Genomic DNA, 15,721 nt, shown 5'->3' with positions numbered 1-15,721 from the left:
GCTAAAGTGATACATGCTGTTAAAGTTTCAAGATGAATCTCTTCTTCAGCACCAGCAAGTTCAAGCTCAACAGCCAAAGCTACCCCGGCTTTCCAATCCTAATTTCTAAGGAAGGGAAGGTTGTTGAGGAAGCAATGGACTTTTGTATAGGGCACCTGATCAAGCGTGGCAGAGTCCAATCTAAGAAATCCTGGATAACCTACGGGAAAGCGCTGTATCAGTTTTTTGGCTGGTGTGAGGTGAATGGCATTGACTGGCGTGATGTGGGCAATGACCGAGAAGCTACGATATTGGCGGAGTTCCGCGACTGGAACTTAAGTCCCGAGGGGGGGAGCCTTGCCGCAGCCACGGTAAATGCCCGATTACGACTCCTCTGCGCATTCTATCGGTATGCCGCCAACTGTGGTTGGGTGAAGACTGTCCCGTATGCCATGGAAACGGTGACGGTGAAGCAACCCAAAGGCTTCCTCGCTCACGTCGATGCGAGTGGTGGGAGGAGCAGGAGCGCAGACGTTATGCTGAAGACACCACGAACTGTCATTCGGGTGCTGAGCAAGCATCAGTCGGTTGAACTCCTGAATGCCATCACCAATCCTACGCACAAATTGTTCGTCCGGTTGGCGCTCACGACAGGACTGCGCCGTGAGGAATTGGCGACGTTTCCGCTTAAATACGTGATCAACCCGGTGACTTACACCAAGCACCGTTCATTCATCCGGGTAAATCTTGATCCACGCGACATGACCATCAAGGGCAATCAACCCCGGGGAATTGACGTGCCTCGCACCGTCATGGAAGCTCTATGGCAATACGTTCTGGATCGTCGACATCAGCATGAGAGCATTTCGGGACAACGGCAGTCTGTTTTGTTCCTGACGGAATCCGGCCAACCCTACGCTAATGATGGGGCAGCCTTTCTGGGCATAGTAAAAAAGGCAGGCGCGGCTGCCGGTATTCCTTACCTCAACGTCCATATCCTTCGCCACACATACGCTACGCACACGTTATACGCAATGATTCAGTCTAAGGCTCAAACACACGCCTTGCTCTACGTGCGCGACCGACTGGGCCATGCATCAGTTACAACCACCGAGAAATACCTACATTGTCTTTCAGAACTTGAGGATGAGCTGATGAACGACTACCAAAGTGAGATCGACGTCATCAGCAGGGAGATTAGTGGTGCCTAGAAAAAAACTGCATTTATCAGCCTCCCGCTCTGACAAAGCCTGCAATGACGAAGCGCTTAATCTCATGGATTTGCCTCCAACAATGATGATCGTGTCTTTGCCCGAGAACTCTAGTAATTTGCGCAACCTGAGATTCGACAATTACTACGGAAATGGCTGCGATGTCGTGACTTATGCCACTCAACGGGCAATAGGTCGCATGGTTAGGGCCTGCATGGAGAGCGACGGAACAACGCTCAGCGCGGCTACAATCTCCAGCTATTATAATAATGGAATAAGGTACTTACTGCCTTTCTGTGCCACGATGGCCACAGTGCTGGGGCGTGAGCTGCATCTTAATGATATTGACCGACTGTTTATCGACCATTTCATTGCTAATTTGCGTCAATCAGGTGTAAGTCTCTCGGCCCAGAAAAATCGATATCAAACCACCAAGTCGGTGCTAGTCGCGATGGGGCAGGCAGGCTGGGTTGCCAAAGACATTTTTCCGCGTAATCCCTTTCCGAATACTAACAAAACATCAAAAGGCCAAACCGCCTTGAACGAACCAGAACGCCGTAGTGTTTTAGGGGCGCTGAAATCAGATATGCGGGTAATCATAAAAGGAAGCGACCCGCTAACCTCTGATGAGCTTATCGTTTGCCTACTGTCCATTGCAGTGCGAACTGGCATCAACCCCGCACCCGCACTCGAGCTTTTGACCGACTGCTTGCAGCCACATCCTATTAAGCAAGATAGATACGTATTAGTAAGCTTCAAGCGTCGCGGCAGTTCCACGCGCATCCAGAGTCTACGTCGCGATACTGATATTGAATCAATGGCATTAGCGCTGCCTGACGTGGCCCGTATCATTGATCTTGTGCGCGATCGCAACGCCAAGCCACGACAAGTTAGCAACTACCCGCATTTTTTATTCGTTTACGAGAGCCGAGGCATGTCAGACAATGGAAGAGTTTGTCATCTGACTCAATTAAATCTCGGCGACTATATTAAGGGATTTCTCGACCGTCATCAGCTAACCGATGCTGACGGTAAGCCCTTGAAGCTCAACGTTATGCGTCTGCGCAAGACGTTTGAGAATCGGCTATTCACCCTGTCTGGCCAGGACCCTTTCCTGACCGCCAGACTAGGCGGCCACACCCCGAAGGTATCCGACAATCACTACTTGGAGGCCCCGGAAAGCGCCGAGAAAGACTGGCGGCTCATGGGCGAGATTCGGACCGAAGAGCTAATGAACCACGACAATATCGCGGCTCTGACGACGCAGGCCACGCCGGTTGCCCGCTGTCAGGACACCCTGAACGGTGAGCACGCGCCCAAGAATGGCGAGCACTGCCAGAAGTTTTTGGCTTGTTTTCGCTGTCGTTCATTCTTAGTGACCGGTGATGATCTGTACCGAGTGTTCAGCATCTATTGGTTGCTGGTACAGATGCGTCAGAAAATGGGTGCCAGCGCATGGAAACGGGTTTACGGCCACATCATCCGGATCATCGACCGAGAGATTACACCGAAGTTTGATGCCGAACTGGTGAGCATTCTAAGGCAGCGGGCTAAAGTCGATCCACATCCCTTCTGGCGTGATCCGGAACAGCTGGAGAACTTGGCGTGAACGAAGTCGAATTCTATGCAGAACAACACAAAACCCTACATGCCGTCCAGGCAGGAACGATTGACTCAAATGTCGTCATCACCGGCATGCGTCTGGAAGACGGCTCCTACCATGTTCTAAGTAGATATGACGATGATGTCTGGGTTCTACCCGATAGCCTTTTTTCAGCGGCAATGACTGATAGCCTTAAGAAAATTAATTTTCTAAATGCACCTGTGGTGTTTAGGGAAACGCTGCGGGCTTGTACAGCCCGCTATATCCTGAGCGGAATTGAAGGCCGGAACAAACCTAGGGGCGCAACCATTCGCAGTTTTTTTGTTTGTGTTGTTCTTTTTCTGCATTGGCTCCATGACCGGCGTGTAGCCCGTTTGAGCGACCTGAACCCCCTGATCGGACAGCAATATGTGGAATTTTGCAAAGGGCTGGAGAGCCGAGAAAGAAAGCTTGTTTCAGGTGCAACGCTCTTTAATCGCTTCCTTGCGGTAGAAAAGCTTCATATTCTCAGTCAGCAGTCCGGTGACGCTATGCGTCACCCTTGGCCAGATATGTCAGCAAAGCATCTGGCAGGTTTGACGGGGAAAAACAATCCTGTTTATCAAGAGGCTAAAACAGAAATCATCCCGGATGACATCTTGGGGCCACTGTTTCAGTCGGCAGTTGAATGGCTAGAACGGATCGATGAAGTCATCAGTCTCCGTGCTCAGGTGGAAGGTTTGAAGGCAGAGGGGCGGAGTGCAAGGTTTATCCAACTGCGAGTGCAAAAAATTGGCTGGACATTAAACGGGATACGCAAAGCGGAGCAACACCTGCAAACGGCTTGCATGTGTATCATCTTGATCACGAGCGGTATCCGTGTGTCTGAACTGTGCTCACTGGAAAATCAGTGCGCGTTCAAAAAGCTGGATGAAAATGGAGAGCCCTTTCACTGGATGCGGGGTACTTCGTACAAGACGGGCGTGGGATCCTGTGAGTGGCTGGTGTCTAAGATTACGCACCGCGCCCTCACGGTGGCCGAGAAGCTGGTGCGACCGCTACAAGCTAAACTCGAGCAACGTATTTTCGGCCTGCGAACCGATAATCCGAGAGATACCGAAATTGTGCGGCTGGGGGAACATACCCATCGGCTGTTCCTCGGAGTCACTACGGCACAAGGTAACCGGATTGTAACGCTTTCAAGCACTTCTATCCTTACCCGCTTAAAAGCGTTTGCTAGACAGTGTGGACTTGACTGGGGCTTTACACCGCATCAGTTCCGGCGCACCTTTGCGGTCTACGCGGCTCACAGTGCCCTTGGTGACTTACGCTACCTCAGGGATCATTTCAAGCACTGGTCACTGGACATGACTATTCTTTACGCCATGTCCCGGCTCCAAGATGCAGAACTTTACGACAGCGTTGGCTTGGCCGCACTGACCATTAAGACCGAACTTTTGGAGCACTGGCTGGAGCCCGATGCCATTTTGGTAGGTGGTGCTGCTGAGACAATTCGGGCGTTCCGCACAAAAAGTGAGGGGTTAGCCACCAAGATTGATCGTGCTGAAATGGCCAAAACGATTAGTCCCATAGTTCATCTGCGGGCTACTGGCGTTGCGTGGTGTACCGCCGACACAGGGGGCTGTAACGGTGGACAGGGCATCGAGAAAACACGTTGTGCTGACTGTAGTAATGCGGTCATCGATGAATCACGCAAGTCTGTATGGCAGGGTATTTATGCCCAGCAGCTGGAACTGCGAGAGCTCTCAGACATTGGACCTGGAGGAACCGAGCGGGTCGAACGTGATATTAAACGTTGCGCGATGGTCCTAAAGAATTTTGGAGCAACTGAAGAGGATCTGGCTGATGTCGAAACCTGAAGTCACATCACAAACCTCTACGCGGGGCGAATTGACCGCAAAGGCCATACGACAGGCTATTGTGCGGATAGAGAAAGGTCGGCCAAAGGTGGTCAAGCCGGGCCGCAAACTCAGTATCCAATCGGTTGCAGAGGAAGCCGGGGTGAGCAGAGCAACCATTCACAACAATTACCCCAATCTTGCAGAGCGTATACGCGAAGCTGGAAATAAGGTTGCCAGAGTACAACGAGATGAGAAAAATACCGAGCTCAAAGAGCTGAGAGCCAAGTACAGAGAACTTAGACAGGAGTATGTTCATGCCCGAGAACTCAATCAAGACATGGCTTCTGAAATGGCTTCTCTGGTCGCGGAAAACCAGCGTCTACGAGCCATTGTGGAGAATGAGAAAGTGGTCGGTTTCCCTTCGAAAAAAGGTAACAGTAATAACGTTCGTTACTGAAAGGTACCCTTCTTGACCGACATATCTTGCAGAAGCAGAGCTTATATAAGAGACAAAAGATGCTGGCGGTAATATTCCGAGAAGCTTAGTGTTAGCAATGGAGGTTCAAGAGACAGCATCCGCTCGTTAATGTTTTCTGCAGACAACGGTTGGCGATTATCTGCAGCTGACTCGCCCTCCTCAGTGCGGTTCTTTATTTGATTTGTACGCGCTTGCTCCAACTGCATTTTCAGCTTTTGGGTTTGAAGTATTGCCTGATCTTCTGGCAAATCCTCAGCTATTCGCTGAGAATATTTACGCAGCAGTGGCTCGGCGATTACATAGAGCCATGCTGCGACGTCTGAGTTGCCCATTTTGCGTAGAATGCGCCCTAATACTTGCCGGTAATGCAGCTCCGTTCGAATCCTGCTCAGGTACGCACAAACGCATAACCGTTGGATATCAGTCCCTTCGGAAATCATGCTCACTGCGACAATCCAGCGTGTACTGTTATATCGATATTGGTCAATCAGCTTATGAGCCTTCGGTGTTTGGCTAGTCACCACAACATAACTTTCACCCTTATGACGCAAAAGCTCAGCGATTTGATGGGCGTGTTCAATGTCAGTAGCAACGACTAGACCGCCAGCATTAGGCACGCTGTTCCGTTCTTGGTTAAGTCGGTCGATGCCTAGATCTAGCACAGCATTCAGGATGTCGTCGTGTCGCAACAGGTCTTCGTAGTTGATTGGCGACTCACTGAGCAACTGTTGAAATGAGGAAAACGCTCTTACCGATGCTGTACTTTCGTTTTCTTCGGTCAAGCGGATCAGTGGGTTATCGATGAGCGTAATTCGTGGTGAGCGACATACACCGTCTTGAATGGCAGTTTTAAGGTCATAACGGTAATCGCAGATTAGCTTTCCTTCTGGATCGCTGTAGCGAGCTAATGCGATAGGTAAGTCATCCGAACGCCAAGGTGTCCCCGAAAGTGCTAACGTGTAAGTGGCAGCATTTTGGATACGCTGAATTATTTGCTGGCCCCACGTGTTGCTGAGAAGCGGATCATGGCCTGCGCAATGATGCATCTCATCGAAAATGGTCAATGTGCGATATTCTGTGAATAACGTCCAAAAATCCTCAGGGTGATATTCCATAGATTGGTAGGTATAGGCAGCTCCTACCGACGCAAGCGTATCGCCAAACCGCTGATTCAATACGACGGCAAAGGTACGCTGTATGCCAGCCACAACTTCTCTCGTTGGCGCAAAGCAAATAACAAAATCAATATGTCCTTCTTCAAGGAGCCATCGTGTTATTTCAGCCGCCAGGCGGGTTTTGCCGCTTGCAGGGGTGGCTTGCACGAAAAAGTCGGCATGATCTAAGTAGTGAATCTTTGCTCGCTCTAAGCACTCTGCTTGCCATCTTCGCAGCCTCGTGCTCATGTGCCCCCCAGCCGATGCAGCGATTTCTCTAGAGCACGCACTCGGCCAATTAAGCGTGCGCTCCGGTCATAAGCGTCATGATGATCAACAACGATACTTGGCTTGAGATCCGGATATTCATCCATAAGCTCACGGTACGCCTCGACTTCGCCCAGTGTAGAAAGGAATTCACTTTGCGTTTCTTTTAACTCTTTCTCTAAGGCGAGTTGGCTCACCGCCTTTCTAGCAGTGTTGCTCTGGGCACAGCTGCCTTCTTCCTTTGAAGTTACGGTTGTGCTTGTCGTCTCCCTGGGTGCTGGAGTCACTAGCCGCCGGTGCCATGATTCAAAACTTTCTCCTTCCAGACACAAGCCTGCTTCTCTTATTGATGGCAAAACAAAATAGAGCTGATCGCGTTTAAGCTTTTCACGGTCTTTCTCCACCAAGCCAGCGGTGATTAGCTTTCTAATTCTTTCATAGATGAAACGCCGCAGATCAGCGCGGTGCTCTGCGGCTATGCCATAACGCTGTGCGTATTGGTCACGAAGGCTGCGAATAGTGAATTGAGCGTCTTCAGTTTCTAAAAGGAGCTCGAAAATGCGCTCCTCAATCAAAGGAGGGGTGCCAGACATGACCATCACCGTAGGAGAGGTAAAAACGAAATGCGGATTATAGTCCGTGGATAGGTAGGCCGCAACGAAGGATAGTCCCGCCAAAAGGAAATGGGGCGGATATGGGTGAGCTAGCGGCAATGCTGGGAAGAAACATCAGGGAAAAAAGAAGGGAGAAGGGGTACTCACAAGACGCTTTTGCCTTAGCTGCTGGTATCGACCGCAGTTACATAGGAAGAGTCGAACGAGGAGAAGTTAATATCACCGTGGAAAAGTTATATGAGATTGCCGCCGTACTCCAATGTGAGCCAGCCTCTCTTTTACCTACTTAAACCTTTCGGTGAAGGTAAGGGCACAAACCGGCCAGAAGCGAACGATCAGTCTTCCCATGCGATCAACGGCCTCGATGACATGCTGGGCAGCACCATTTGCATCCATCAACTTTTCCGCCAAACTTCGTTCTTGCAGCCGCTGTCGCCGGGCCGCAGGAAGAATGGATACCCAAAGGCGCACGATTGTGTTCGGCTGGGGGATGCGAACATCCAGTCGTATGGACTTCGTGATTTCCATTCACGTCTGTATTCACATTCGCGTAGTAACGTTGCATTTTTTCTCTCCTCTTCTATCTGGTGGCAAACAGCGAAGAGTTAAGACTCAGTCGTTGCGTAATAACCACATTTGATAGCAATCTGTTGAATAATTACCATCAGCATATACCTAACATTCCTTATTCGGCCAAAAGGGGATCATAGCTTTGTCAGGGTATGCGTCGAACAGCGTTAGCCATTGATGCTTGTCCCCAGTTTAAGGGAGCGTGCATCGCAACCGCACTGAAGTAAGATTAACCAGTGCATACCCGGGAGTTGAGGTCACCAATGTCACTAGAATCCATCAAGCAGCGAATCATCAAGCGGCTGATCGACGAGATCGGTGCCTTGGATGCAACGAGCCTTGAGCTCATGGGGCACGGACTCGTCGAACTCTTGGAGAACAGGCGGCTCGTCCATCACGGTATCAACAAGGACTACAAATTCGCTGGGTACACCGTCGATTCGTTCTCGGATGATTCGATGGTCATCGCCCAGTACAGCACCGAGAAGGGATATTTCCAGAACTCAGGCACAGCTGCAGCTCCGGTCTTTGCTAAGATCGAGAAGGATATCAAAAGCGCCAAGGCTCACCATCCGCCGACCGGAGCGACCAAAATCTACCTCATGTCCACCGAGGAGGAGCAGCCGTCTTTCCGGGCCCTATTCAATCGCACGGCCTCGGCTAACGATTTGGATGAGGCGTTGGTCGTCCTCGATGCGCGTGAACTCGCCAAGATCATCTACGACCTGTCCATCGAGCGGCCCAACGCCGCCACTTTTTTCAGGCAATTCCTACCAGAGTTCGATGAGGCCCTCGACCACTTCGAGTATTTTGGTCGCTTGCCGGCCCAGTGCGCGAACCACCAATCTAACGAAGCTGCCCTGAAGGCTTTGCGTGAGCAGTTTGCGGGTGGTCAATCCGTTGCTGTCCTTCACGGTTTGAGCGGTTCCGGCAAAACCCAAGTTGCCATCGACTTCGTTCACAGAGAAGCGGCCAATTACGACAATCATGTCTGGCTCGCGGGCGGCGACTGGCACCCCGATACTCCACTGTCTGCGGTCACACGAAAGCGGGGAGGGCGCCCTCTCAACGTCGTGGGCAACTTCAATGCGGTTAAGACCATTCTAGTGGTGGACCGCATCGACCATGCTATCGACCCCTCCGTATTCGCTGAGCTGCAGCCGGGGTTCGATAAGGGTGGTGTTGTCATCGTGACTTCGCAGGTCGCCGTTCCGGGGGCTCGATCGCATGTGCCCATTCCGCAGGTATCGCGGGAGGTTGCACTACGCATTCTGGGCGAGGATCCAATGGATCCCACTGGAGCGAGCGGAAATTTCGTCGCCGCATGCAGTTTTCTGCCCGTTATTCTAGCTACGGCCCGTAGCGTCATTGAATCTGAGCGCGTCCCACGCCACGAGTTCTATGAAGAGGTACTTGCAACGCCCGACGTGCTTAGCGGCGACGACGGCATCTCGATACTGAGTCGCATCTTGGGCAGGCTATCGGAGGCTCCACGCAAAGCGTTGCAGCGGATTGCTAACACCGGGCTAGCGATGCACGACGCTGAGTTCATCGCCCATCTTGTGGGTCACCTGCCGAAGCAAGAGCTCCAGAAGCTTGCCGTCCTGTCGCCCGCGGGCGCCCCTGGTGTCCTGCTCGTCCATGAACTTGTCGTCCGTGCGGCGCGGATGCACGACGGGGCGGAAGACCTCGTCCTTGAGGTCGAACGCTACTTAGGCAGACTCAAAGGGGAAATGACCCCGTCGGCCCTGCGGCAGATCCACCTCTCTCGCAAAGCGCTGCAGGATGAACATGCTCGGCGCGGATGCCGAGAGCCAGATTGGCTCGCCTACGCGCTGCTACAACTGGAGGACGTCAAGCACGATATCTTTGGTGCGTACGCAGAGCGCCCGCTCGTTTCCAACGACAGTCTTGCGGCGGTCATGTCCAGCATCGATGCGCGCGAGCAATACGCCTACAGCTTGCCGCAGGGAGAGCGATCAGCCTACTACACGGCCTGCGTAGATGAATACCACGCTGCCTTAAAAGACTCCGAAGGCAGAATCCAGGCAGAATTTCTGCACCATCTGGGCAAGGCCTATCGCCGCTGTGGTGAAATTGATAAGGCGCTGGAAACGTTCCAAAAACTGCTCGAAATCGAACCCGATTGGCACGCAGCTCTCGGCCAGATTGTTCACTTGGGCACCCAGTACGGCGCTAGTGAGGCGGCAAGGCAGGCGGGGGAGAGTGCGCTGCACCAGCTGCTTAGCCAAATGATCAAGAGCCCCACTGCTGTGCCGCTTCGCGTGGCAATGGCTGTGTTAAGTAACTTGCGCTCCTATCCTAGCGTCGTCGCCCAGCTCAATAGTGACGAACTAAGCGTCAGATCCCTTAGCTGGATTATCAGCCAAGCTGCACTCGAAGGCCTGGACCAGTTCTATGACGCGTTTTACGCCTTCACCTCTAAGTTCGGCTACGAGCACCCAGATGTTAGCTTTAAGTTGGTCAGCGCGGCGGGAGAGATGTTCGAAGTCTCTCCCGAGTCGATCGGTAAGAGTCACCTACTCAGCGTCGGTGAAACCCTCGCGAATGTGTCGCAGAACGCGCTGCGTTCTGGTGACGAAGGGTTAGCCAGAAGGTTGTCTGGCTTGAGCCTCGTGTACGCCGATGCGCTTCTAGCAGACGGCAACCCGAATGGGTTTACCCGCCGCGGCATCGCAAAAATTTTCACCGTTGCAGGACATCCAAACCGAGCGCTGGAAGTCATTAATGAGGTGGCTAACGATAAGCTTGATCATTGGCTGCTGTACCGACGCGCGGAGGCCGAATTGGCACTGGGAATGCCCGAAGCCCTTTCAACTGCTACGGACGCCATCGCAGGGGCACAAGCTGATTCGCGCGCGGCGAGGAACCTCGCCGCGTATTTTGACATGATGAGCCGATGCCTAAGCGCTGACGGGGATACCAAGGCCGCTGTTGACCAGATGCGTCTGGCACTCGCGCATTGCAGTGGAGGTAAGTTTCAGCGAGAGCTGAAGGATCGCCTCGCTTCGCTGGAAGCCGAAGATTAGGGCTAGCGAGTACGGTCCTTCTCTTTCACGTGCGCTCTCTTGGCTTATACAACCTGGCTGGCGGGACGCGAATCGGGTGCTTGTTTTGACCTAGTTGCAGTTTGATCTGCCCCGCTAAAAACGGACACTTGGTTAAGCACTGTTTTTGAGCTCGTAGTCCATGGGACTTACGTAACCCAAAGCACTGTGACGTCGTCGGCGGTTGTAATCAACTTCAATGTATTCGAACACATGCTGGCGAAGCAGCTCCTGGTTCATTATCGGTTCCCAGTGGATTGCTTCCACTTTCATTGAATGGAAGAAGCTTTCCACGCAGGCGTTGTCCCAGCAGTTCCCTTTACGGCTCATACTTTGACGCAACTGATGCGTTCGCAGCCGGTCTCGGTAGGCGCGGGAACAGTACTGGCTTCCCTGATCACTGTGGCAAATCACCCCTGTGGGGAAATTACGTCGCCACAGCGCCATTTCCAACGCATCGCAGACCAGGTCTGCGGTCATCCTGGTATTCATGGACCAGCCGATGACAGAGCGCGAATAGAGGTCAATGATGACGGCCAGATACAGCCAGCCTTCAGAGCTCATCAGGTACGTGATGTCACCGGCCCACTTCTGGTTCGGTGCGGTCGTCTCAAAGTCCTGCTCTAGTAAGTTGGGCGCCACGGGCAAGCTGTGGTCGCTGTCTGTGGTGACGACGAATTTGCGGGCGGCCTTCGGCACCAACGATTGGCGCCGCATACTGGCGCCAATCGTTTTGACATCATAAGAGTGGCCATCGTCCGCCAGCGTGGCCTGGATGCGTCGGGCTCCATCGCGCCGCTTGCTCTGGCCGAACGCCTCTTTCACGCGGCGATCAAGCCTTTCCCTGGCTTGTTCCAGTTGACTGGGCTGAAACCGAGTTTTCTGCCATGTGTAATACCCACTTCGCGAGACCCCGAGCACAGACGCCATCCGGATCACGGAAAACCTGTGACTGTTCTCAAGCATGAAGCTGTAACGCTTCACTTTTGGTTCTTGGCGAAGTAGGTCGCCGCCTTTTTTAATATGGCCAGCTCCTCTTCACGCTCGGCTATTTGGCGCTTCAGCCGGGCGTTCTCGGCAGCCAGTTCAGACTCGCGCTCGGAGACATTGGCCTTCTTTTTCGCTGTCGAGCGCCAACCATAGATTTGCGATTCATGGATACCTAGTTCTCGGGCGGCGCTGGCAACGCTGGTTCTTTCTGCGAGTTTCAGCGCTTCGGCCTTGAACTCATCGGAATAACGGGTGCGCTTTTGTTTGCTCATCGTGGATCACCTCATAAGCGGATTGTACTCGCTTAACGCGGTGTCCAGAATCAGTGGGGCGGATCAGTTGAGCCTTCAAGATTAGTGCCAGTAGCAGCAAATGGACTTCAGCTTCTTGATGGCACCGAACACGCACTGCCTTTATGGAAGATCCAACTTCAGATCCACCCTAGGCCTCCCCATCGGATTCAGTGGGCTTGTGTGAATCGTGATGGGCCAGCCTCAGGGTGGTCTTAGCCATGGCATCGGTTCGCTTTGGGTCTAGCCGCGACCTTAAATTAACCTTAGCATATGACTTGCACGGATTGATCCATTCTTTGACCTCCACCCGATGGAGGATCATGCCATGAACGTTTCGAGTGAAATCTCATTTACACCTTGGAATAAAGGTAAGTTGGTTGGGCAGAAGGCACCTTTACGTCTTAGAGATATCTGGGCCATCCGTGTTCAACCACAACTTGCAAAAAAGGCAAGAGATCTGTAAGCGTCCGCCAATCACCGCTGGCGTGTGATCAGGCGGGTTTTTGCCAGTTTTGCGGTAGGAGTTCGTGGAGTTGGCTGGCCTTGTGGGTCGGCAGCCGCTCCAGAACGTCTCGGAGGTAGGCGTAAGGATCATGGCCATTGAGCTTGGCGCTCTGGATCAGGCTCATGATATTAGCCGCGCGCTGGCCGCTGCGCAGTGACCCGGCGAATAGCCAGTTGGAACGGCCGAGCGCCCAAGGGCGGATCAGGTTTTCCACCCGATTATTGTCAATGGGTAGCCCACCGTCGTCGAGGTAGCGCGTTAGCGCCCCCCAACGCCTCAAGCTGTAATCTAATGCCTTGGCCGTCGCCGAGCCGTTCGGGACCTTCTCGCGATGAGCCAACATCCAGCGGTACAGCGCGTCAGTAATGGGCCTGGCTCGCGTCTCCCGCAGTCGTTGACGCTCTTCCACGGTGAGTGATTGTGCCTCGCGCTCCACCTGGTAGAGCTGGCCGATTAGCGCGATGGCCTGCCCGGCGATTTGGCTCTTGTCGGCCACGTGCAAGTCGACGAACTTGCGTCGTGCGTGAGCCATGCAGCCGATCTCGGTCACGCCCTTGGCAAAGCTCTGCTTGTAGCCGCTATAGTCGTCGCAGATCAGCTTGCCTCGCCAGTCGCCAAGGAAGTCGCGAGCATGCTGACCGCCGCGCCCCTCGCTGAAGTCGTAGACGACCGCCTTCAACTCCGCATAGGGCGTGGTGGCATAGGCCCAGAGGTAGGCTCGGTGGGTTTTCTTCTTCCCCGGAGCCAACATCGGCACCGGGGTCTCGTCGGCATGCAGTACCGGCTCATTGAGCAGCAGGTCGCGTAAAGCATCGATCAGAGGCTGAAGCCGTACGCCGCAGATGCCGACCCACTCCGCCAGAGTGGAGCGCGGAATCGGTACGCCGGCGCGGCCAAAGATCTGCTCCTGGCGATAGAGCGGCAGATGATCGGCATATTTGGCGATCAGCACCTGAGCCAGCAGGCCGGCGGTGGGGATGCCCTTGTCGATGATCTGTGCTGGCATCGGCGCCTGGACCAGTGTTTCGCACTGGTCACAGACCCATTTGCTGCGGATATGGCGTTCGACGTGGAACACGCCCGGGGTGTAATCGAGTTTCTCGCTGACCTCCTCGCCAATCCGCCGCCGTTGACAGCCACAGTTACAGAGCTCGCTCTCCGGATCATGATGGATCTCGGTGCGCGGCAACTCAGGGGGCAAAGGGGCGCGCTTAGGCGTCTTCTTGGTCGCTGGCGGCGTGTCGGGGGTGGCCAGGTCTTCCAACTCGGTCTCGATGGCCGCGATGTCGGCATCCACCACCTCGTCCAGAAGACTGATTTGAAGGACGTTGAGCTGTTCGCTGCGTTTGCCGAAGGCATGACGCTTGAGCAGTGCCAGTTCATAGGCCAGCTTCTGGTTGACCTGCTCGGTGTGGTGCAGCGTTTTCTGGCTCTGCGCCAAAGCCTGTCCCTGCTGCTCGACCTGCGACATCAGCGATGCCGCCAGGTGGCGAAGCTGATCGGGGGAGAGCTGAGAGAGGTCGGATGGCGCGTTCATCGGGTAAGTATGCCAGCGGCCGGAGGAAAGGGGGATTGGCATATCATCGAATACCCCACCACGGTGTTTTGTGCCGTTCGTGGCAAGTGCGCCTTAGACCACCGAGATTACGCCGTCGGCCCCAATGCGTTGCCAGGGCAGACCTTGTACCAGCACGGTCAGCTGTTCGGGAGAGAGCTTGACGCTATTGCCGTGCCAGTTACCGGCCCAATGAAACTTGCCTTGGTTTAGACGCCGGGCGCACAGCCAGATGCCGAGGCCATCGTGGATCAACACTTTCATGCGGTTACCACGGCGATTGGCGAACAGGTAGGCGCAGTTCGGCCGCGCGGTGCCGAACACCTTCACTACCCTGGCCAGGGCCGTGTCGGGACCGGCGCGCATGTCCAGTGGCTCGGTGGCCAGCCAGATCTCGTCGATACGAATCATGACAGCAGATCCCGAAGTAGCGCCCGACACCCCTGCGCATCGGACAGCGGCCATTCGATGGTCACGGTGCCTTTGGGGCTAGGCAGTGAAAGGCGAATAGGCTCGGCTTCCTGATGCGGGGTCGACGTCAGTGTTGTGGTGCTTGTCATCGGCACCGGGACAAATGCCGGGGGGGCACTTACCGTCACCATGCGACGAGCCTCACGAATCCACTTGTGCACCAGATTGGCGTTCAAGGCATGCTCCAAAGCGATGCCGGCCACTGAGGCACCGGGTTGTTGGCACGCTTCGACGACGCTGGCCTTGAACTCGGCTGTAAATCGGCGACGCTTTCGAGGTGCTTCCAATACGCTTAACTCACTCATGATAGGTGTCCACTAAGGAATAGGTGGACACCACCGTCATCGAAGTCGGAGCTCAGCGGAAGATGTGTTCACCGGCCGGATACAGAGATCTTGCCCTTTTTAATTTAGCTATCGATGCAAATTACGGGACTGCGACCTCGTCAATTTACGAGTACGGAATATAGCCCGTGGTGCGTGCATATCTCCACGAGCCATTGTGATGCAGCAAAAGATACACCGACTTGTCCAGTTCGAAATTACCGAGCAAACTCGCTTCGCTATATCGACTGGATACAGCTTGCTCAGCACCGGAGCGAAGACTTCTTGTTTCCCAGCCGAATCAATAGCGCAAAGCATCTTTTAACGCGCTAGTATGCCCGTATAGTGAAAGCCTAGGTCACCGAAATAGGGCTAGATGCGTCAATGTATGGCACGCATACGATGCGTAGAACAAAAGCTTCGCTGATATATCGTCGCACGAAAAAATTAAGGGCAGTGCAACTGCTCCTGGAACACACGAAGCTGGAAAGCACCGTCAGATATCTTGGGATTGAAGTAGATGATGCTTTGGAAAAGGCAGAACAGACAGAAGTTTTATATGGACAAACGACGGCCGATGCCGGGCCGTCGTTATCGACCAAAATCGGTCATGCCGAATACTCAATTTGCTCCATCCATAATCCAGTAACTAGCCACATGCCCGCGACACCAGACTGCCTAAACGTGCTCCTGTGGAGATCACAGTGGCATCGTAATGTGGTTTCGCAGTGGTTATGAGCGCGACAGAATAGAAACGCCTACGGGCTGGCTCAATGACGCATAAAACTCAATCGATACA

General features: G+C 53.6%; 13 protein-coding genes. 6 read left to right on the top strand and 7 right to left on the bottom strand.

Annotation, left to right across the window (positions count from 1 at the left end; translation table 11 throughout):
* Nucleotides 1–32: 32 nt before the first annotated feature.
* Genes HXW73_RS14810 through HXW73_RS14795 form a run of 4 tightly spaced genes read left to right on the top strand, consistent with a single transcriptional unit; the run spans nucleotide 33 to nucleotide 5,091 of the window.
* A complete protein-coding gene (locus HXW73_RS14810) occupies nucleotides 33–1,190 on the top strand; it encodes a tyrosine-type recombinase/integrase (protein ID WP_186253803.1) in 1,158 nt (385 codons plus the stop codon).
* On the top strand, nucleotides 1,183–2,799 hold the full coding sequence (locus HXW73_RS14805; protein WP_186253802.1) for a hypothetical protein: 1,617 nt from the start codon (nucleotides 1,183–1,185) through the stop codon (nucleotides 2,797–2,799). Before HXW73_RS14810 ends, HXW73_RS14805 begins: the two co-directional genes overlap by 8 nt.
* The gene (locus HXW73_RS14800) at nucleotides 2,796–4,652 is read left to right on the top strand and encodes a tyrosine-type recombinase/integrase (protein WP_186253801.1); all 1,857 of its coding nucleotides are present in this window, start codon (nucleotides 2,796–2,798) and stop codon (nucleotides 4,650–4,652) included. Before HXW73_RS14805 ends, HXW73_RS14800 begins: the two co-directional genes overlap by 4 nt.
* On the top strand, nucleotides 4,639–5,091 hold the full coding sequence (locus HXW73_RS14795; RefSeq protein ID WP_186253800.1) for a TetR/AcrR family transcriptional regulator: 453 nt from the start codon (nucleotides 4,639–4,641) through the stop codon (nucleotides 5,089–5,091). Before HXW73_RS14800 ends, HXW73_RS14795 begins: the two co-directional genes overlap by 14 nt.
* Before the next feature lie 41 nt (nucleotides 5,092–5,132).
* Here the strand turns inward: HXW73_RS14795 and HXW73_RS14790 are convergent, their stop codons facing one another.
* Both HXW73_RS14790 and HXW73_RS14785 read right to left on the bottom strand, forming a co-directional pair.
* Entirely contained in the window at nucleotides 5,133–6,515 is a 1,383-nt protein-coding gene (locus HXW73_RS14790; RefSeq protein WP_186253799.1) for a DEAD/DEAH box helicase, read from the bottom strand.
* Nucleotides 6,512–7,126 carry a hypothetical protein gene (locus HXW73_RS14785; RefSeq protein WP_186253798.1) on the bottom strand — a complete coding sequence of 205 codons (615 nt, stop codon included), beginning with the start codon at nucleotides 7,124–7,126 and terminating at the stop codon, nucleotides 6,512–6,514. The genes HXW73_RS14790 and HXW73_RS14785 overlap by 4 nt, the downstream gene beginning before the upstream one ends.
* A gap of 101 nt (nucleotides 7,127–7,227) precedes the next feature.
* Between HXW73_RS14785 and HXW73_RS14780 the strand changes: the two genes are divergently transcribed.
* The gene (locus HXW73_RS14780; protein ID WP_186253797.1) at nucleotides 7,228–7,437 is read left to right on the top strand and encodes a helix-turn-helix domain-containing protein; all 210 of its coding nucleotides are present in this window, start codon (nucleotides 7,228–7,230) and stop codon (nucleotides 7,435–7,437) included.
* On the opposite strand, the gene HXW73_RS14775 is transcribed toward HXW73_RS14780, so the two are convergent.
* A complete protein-coding gene (locus HXW73_RS14775) occupies nucleotides 7,430–7,675 on the bottom strand; it encodes a hypothetical protein (protein ID WP_186256075.1) in 246 nt (81 codons plus the stop codon). The two genes, HXW73_RS14780 and HXW73_RS14775, sit on opposite strands and share 8 nt — an antisense overlap.
* A gap of 305 nt (nucleotides 7,676–7,980) precedes the next feature.
* Here HXW73_RS14775 and HXW73_RS14770 point away from each other — a divergent pair, with 305 nt between their 5' ends.
* Complete coding sequence (locus HXW73_RS14770) at nucleotides 7,981–10,767, top strand: tetratricopeptide repeat protein (protein WP_186253796.1); 2,787 nt, start codon at nucleotides 7,981–7,983, stop codon at nucleotides 10,765–10,767.
* Nucleotides 10,768–10,899: 132 nt separating this feature from the next.
* On the opposite strand, the gene HXW73_RS14765 is transcribed toward HXW73_RS14770, so the two are convergent.
* The 4 genes from HXW73_RS14765 to tnpA all read right to left on the bottom strand — a co-directional run bounded on the left by HXW73_RS14765 (nucleotide 10,900) and on the right by tnpA (nucleotide 14,904).
* A protein-coding gene (locus HXW73_RS14765; protein WP_186252975.1) for an IS3 family transposase occupies nucleotides 10,900–12,047 on the bottom strand; the annotation gives its coding sequence in 2 pieces (ribosomal slippage) (nucleotides 10,900–11,807 and nucleotides 11,807–12,047; 1,149 coding nt in all).
* A gap of 512 nt (nucleotides 12,048–12,559) precedes the next feature.
* Nucleotides 12,560–14,110 carry an IS66 family transposase gene (tnpC, locus tag HXW73_RS14760; protein ID WP_186255920.1) on the bottom strand — a complete coding sequence of 517 codons (1,551 nt, stop codon included), beginning with the start codon at nucleotides 14,108–14,110 and terminating at the stop codon, nucleotides 12,560–12,562.
* A gap of 93 nt (nucleotides 14,111–14,203) precedes the next feature.
* The gene (gene tnpB / locus HXW73_RS14755; RefSeq protein ID WP_186252812.1) at nucleotides 14,204–14,539 is read right to left on the bottom strand and encodes an IS66 family insertion sequence element accessory protein TnpB; all 336 of its coding nucleotides are present in this window, start codon (nucleotides 14,537–14,539) and stop codon (nucleotides 14,204–14,206) included.
* Complete coding sequence (gene tnpA, locus HXW73_RS14750; RefSeq protein ID WP_186252813.1) at nucleotides 14,536–14,904, bottom strand: IS66-like element accessory protein TnpA; 369 nt, start codon at nucleotides 14,902–14,904, stop codon at nucleotides 14,536–14,538. The genes tnpB and tnpA overlap by 4 nt, the downstream gene beginning before the upstream one ends.
* Nucleotides 14,905–15,721 lie beyond the last annotated feature (817 nt).

The sequence above is a fragment of the Halomonas sp. SH5A2 genome, from assembly GCF_014263395.1.
Taxonomy (GTDB): Bacteria; Pseudomonadota; Gammaproteobacteria; order Pseudomonadales; family Halomonadaceae; genus Vreelandella.
The sequence above is the reverse complement of the archived record's forward strand: the minus strand, read 5'-3'. Positions and strand labels throughout refer to the sequence as shown.